This window comes from Oleiphilus sp. HI0117 (assembly GCF_001635235.1).
The window spans coordinates 1-3,822 of the sequence record NZ_LWGA01001082.1 but is presented as its reverse complement, the minus strand read 5'-3'; the positions used below and the strand labels follow the sequence as shown (position 1 = coordinate 3,822).

Genomic DNA, 3,822 nt, shown 5'->3' with positions numbered 1-3,822 from the left:
TGTAACAGTGCCGACTCAAGTTTAAAAGGACGTGTTTGGAATGATGCCAAGGTTGGTGCTCATCACGCGATCATTCCAACTGCGAATAAGTCAAAAAAGGGATTATTGAGTAAAGCTGAGCAGCAAGTATATGAATTGATAGCAAAGCACTATCTTATTCAGTTTTTTCCGGCTTGGGCTTATACCGACCGTGAAATCAGCTTTCGAATTGCCGGTGGCTTATTCCGAGCAAAGTCGAGGGAAACCAGTGAGCCGGGTTGGAAGCAGGTACTTAAATCCACTAAGGATGAAAAACAAACCGTAGCTTTACCTCAGCTCAAGAAAGGTGAGCGTTTTACTTGTTTATTTGGAGACTTGCTTAGCAAGCTTACTCAGCCTCCTAAACACTTTAGCGATGCAAGTTTACTCGCGGCGATGACCGGTATAGCCCGTTTTGTGAGTGACCCCGAGATCAAAAAAATACTAAAAGATACCGATGGTCTTGGAACAGAAGCGACACGTGCTTCGATCATTGAGCTGTTATTCAAGAGGCAGTTTATTTACCGAGAAGGTAAAGCCATTAAAGCGACAGAGGCTGGTAGAAAAGTGATAGCGAGTCTGCCAGAAGAGGTTTCATTGCCCGATATGACTGCACACTGGGAGTTGATGCTAAAGCAAATGAGTCAGGGGGAGTATGCATATGCTGATTTTATGCTGCCACTTGAACAACAAATCAGTCACTTACTATGTAGGGCAAAAGATACACACCTTTCAGCCTTAGCTGGCCTTAAAGCGCAAAACAAATTTAAAAAACGTAAATATAAGGCCCGACGCAAAAAGGCGAGCCCCACATTAAAAGTTGGCGCTTAACGAAATGCGCAACCGGGCTCTTTTCCTAAGGCTTTTAGTAGCATGGCCATTGGGCAGAATCCTGTGAATGCTGCCTGAAACATATTGACGCCAACAAAAGCCGTAAATGCCAGCCAATAGACCGAATGGACCTGACTGAGAATAACACTAACAAGAATAAACAGCCCGGCAACGGCAAATACAGTTCTATCGATATTCATGATCTAAAACCTCTTCTAAACTAAATATTAGGTTTTACTAATATAGATGCTTGAATTATATTAGTCAATGCTAATATAATCGCTGCTATGTGATGGTTTACCTAAGTTTTGCCAGAATGAGAGGAAGAGTATGATGAAAGTATCTTGTCAAAGATTATCTGTTGCTTTGTTGCTGCCTGTACTAGGCTGGGCTGGTGCTAGCAGTGCTGAAACCGCTTCAGACCTAGCAAGCGAAGGTAAGCAAGTGATTCAACAATTTGCAGGAGAGTTGAAATCAAGCCTGCAAGCAGCGGTAAAAGAAGGTGGCTTTACCAAGGGTATTGAGGCTTGTTCTGTGGATGCAGAAAAAATCGCCAGCAAACATAGCCAAGGAAAATGGACAGTTTCCCGCACCAGCCTTAAAACACGTAACCCTGATAACAAGCCAGATGCCTGGGAGGCGAAAGTACTTGCTGACTTTGAACAGCAACTCAAAGCCGGAAAGCCTGCTACACAGTTAGCAGCGGTGAAAAAAGAAGGGAGTACCTTTCGTATGATGAAGGCTATTCCAACTCAAGGTATGTGCTTGTCGTGTCATGGAGAGAGTCTAACAACAGATATTCAAAAGGCACTCTCGGAACAGTACCCGCACGATAGGGCGGTAGGTTATCAGGAAGGACAGATTCGTGGGGCCTTTAGTTTGTTGCACACCGCGAAGTAAATACGGAAGATATTTCGTTCTGGCCTAATCGATTTGTGAGTGAATAAGTGACAGAATAGCCCCCTTATCTTTGTATGTAGATTTCTGGTGACGATTTAAAAGGAGTTTTCACAATGGCCATCGCGCTTACGCTCCACATATTGGCTGCAACAATTTGGGTTGGCGGAATGTTTTTCGCCTATCTATGTCTTCGTCCTGTTGCAGCAAGCTTATTGGAACCTCCGCTACGTCTAAGTTTGTGGCAAGATACCTTTAAGCGTTTCTTTTTTTGGGTATGGATAGCAGTTGCTGTTTTATTGGTGAGCGGTCATGGCATGATTGCCTTATATGGTGGCTTTGCTTCGATAGGTAAGCATGTTCATATGATGCTTGGTCTAGGCTATATCATGTTTTTATTGTTTGGGCATTTATACTTTGTTCCATTTAAGCGTATGAAAGCTGCAGTGAGCGAGAATCGTTGGCCTGATGCCGCGACGCACTTAAATCTAATCCGTAAAATCGTCGCAATTAACCTGACACTGGGCTTGATCGTTATTGCTATCGCAAGTGGTGGTAAATTCCTGTTTTCTGCCTAAGTAAGTGAAGAAAACTTAGAGGGCTTAAGGCTGAATCAAAGAGGCGCTTTTGAGTGCATGCAGGTAAGCACTCAAGTCGCTTAGATGTCGATCATCAATGGCTATCTTCATCGTCACGGCTTGTTGATACTCAGTGCCGATGACTTCGCCTTGATGTTGAAAAAGCCAGTGTCGGATAGCCTGTTCGTCTGAAAAATCACATTGTATTTGGAATTCGTCGAGTTCCACTTTCAACTCTGTTTCACCTTCGTCATAGGCTTGCTGGGCCGCCTGGGAGTATGCTCTGACTAATCCGCCTGCGCCGAGCTTTATACCACCAAAATAACGAATCACAATGATCATGGCATCGCCAATATCTTTATGTTGAATGACATTCAGTATCGGCTTGCCTGCGGTGCCACCGGGTTCGCCATCGTCAGACATGGCCGCGAAACTCGGACTATGAGGTGGACCGATTTGGTAGGCCCAGCAATGATGGCGAGCATCGGGGTAATCTCGTTTAGCTTGTGCCAAAGCTAGCATGGCCTGCTCTCTATCTGTAACACTAAAATGCCGGGCGATAAAACGACTCTTCTTTATTTCATAAGTAGTTTCAATGCAGTCTTTAGGGACTAAGTAACTAAGCGCCATGGCTGGATGTTCCTGATTGGGATAAGCCGACTTACGCACAGCCTATAAACGAGATGTTGGTTCGACGAAACTCTGATCTCGACTAAAATTGTAAACTAGCATAAATTTTTGTGATATTGCCAGATTGAATATGTCTTAGCACTATGCCGAATAGGCGATCTCGGGTATCCTTGCGCGCTCTTTACACTTTGGTGAATGTGTAGCTTATAACTATTGATAGCGATGCCGCCAAACTTAATCTTGTTGGGCCCATAGGATGAGTGCCAGTTGTAGTTGGCCAGGGGAAACAGTTTAAATATGGCTGAGCAGTTTTTCGCGTTTTTACTCACAGTTTGGATGGAATCTTTATGAAATCATTGAGTTTAGCAGATCAGATTTTCTTATGGCTCGAGAAACGTCAGCAGCCAATGCATGTGGGTGGTTTGCACCTTTATCACTTTCCTGAAGATGCCGGCCCAAAATATGTGACAGAGCTTGCTGAGTATATGCGTTCCTTTCAGCAACCCATCGCGCCTTTTAATCAGCGTTTAAAATCTCGCTTCGGCCAATACCATTGGGAAGAAGATCTTCAGTTTGATCTAGAGCATCACTTTCGTCATAGCGCCTTACCAAAGCCAGGAAGAATTCGAGAACTACTCGCCTTGGTTTCGGTTAAGCATGGCGCCCTAATGGATCGAGAGCGACCAATGTGGGAAAGCCATTTGATTGAAGGTATTCGAGGTCGTCGTTTTGCGATGTACTTTAAAGCGCACCACTGTATGTTAGACGGTGTGGCGGCAATGCGGATGACAGCTAAGCTGTTATCAGAAGACCCTGAAGCTCGTGGTTTACCGCCTTTGTGGGCCTTGCCTCAAGTGAAGAAGATCCG

The 3,822-nt window shown here is 44.6% G+C and carries 6 protein-coding genes; 4 read left to right on the top strand and 2 right to left on the bottom strand.

Features of this window, described 5'->3' with window-relative positions; genetic code table 11:
* A partial coding sequence (locus A3757_RS19475; protein ID WP_231878327.1) for a DNA topoisomerase occupies positions 1-849 on the top strand: 849 nt, incomplete at its 5' end.
* Here A3757_RS19475 and A3757_RS19470 read toward each other — a convergent pair.
* Positions 846-1,049, bottom strand: a complete 204-nt coding sequence (locus A3757_RS19470; RefSeq protein ID WP_068512074.1) for a DUF2892 domain-containing protein — start codon at positions 1,047-1,049, stop codon at positions 846-848. The two genes, A3757_RS19475 and A3757_RS19470, sit on opposite strands and share 4 nt — an antisense overlap.
* Positions 1,050-1,179: 130 nt before the next feature.
* Between A3757_RS19470 and A3757_RS19465 the strand changes: the two genes are divergently transcribed.
* A complete protein-coding gene (locus A3757_RS19465; protein WP_068512077.1) occupies positions 1,180-1,749 on the top strand; it encodes a DUF3365 domain-containing protein in 570 nt (189 codons plus the stop codon).
* A 113-nt stretch (positions 1,750-1,862) separates the two neighbouring features.
* Positions 1,863-2,324: a CopD family protein gene (locus A3757_RS19460; RefSeq protein WP_068512081.1), complete on the top strand. Its 462-nt coding sequence runs from the start codon at positions 1,863-1,865 to the stop codon at positions 2,322-2,324.
* A gap of 24 nt (positions 2,325-2,348) precedes the next feature.
* On the opposite strand, the gene A3757_RS19455 is transcribed toward A3757_RS19460, so the two are convergent.
* Complete coding sequence (locus tag A3757_RS19455; protein WP_068512085.1) at positions 2,349-2,954, bottom strand: YigZ family protein; 606 nt, start codon at positions 2,952-2,954, stop codon at positions 2,349-2,351.
* A 347-nt stretch (positions 2,955-3,301) separates the two neighbouring features.
* Here A3757_RS19455 and A3757_RS19450 point away from each other — a divergent pair.
* On the top strand, positions 3,302-3,822 hold a 521-nt coding region (locus A3757_RS19450; protein ID WP_304439201.1), incomplete at its 3' end, for a wax ester/triacylglycerol synthase domain-containing protein.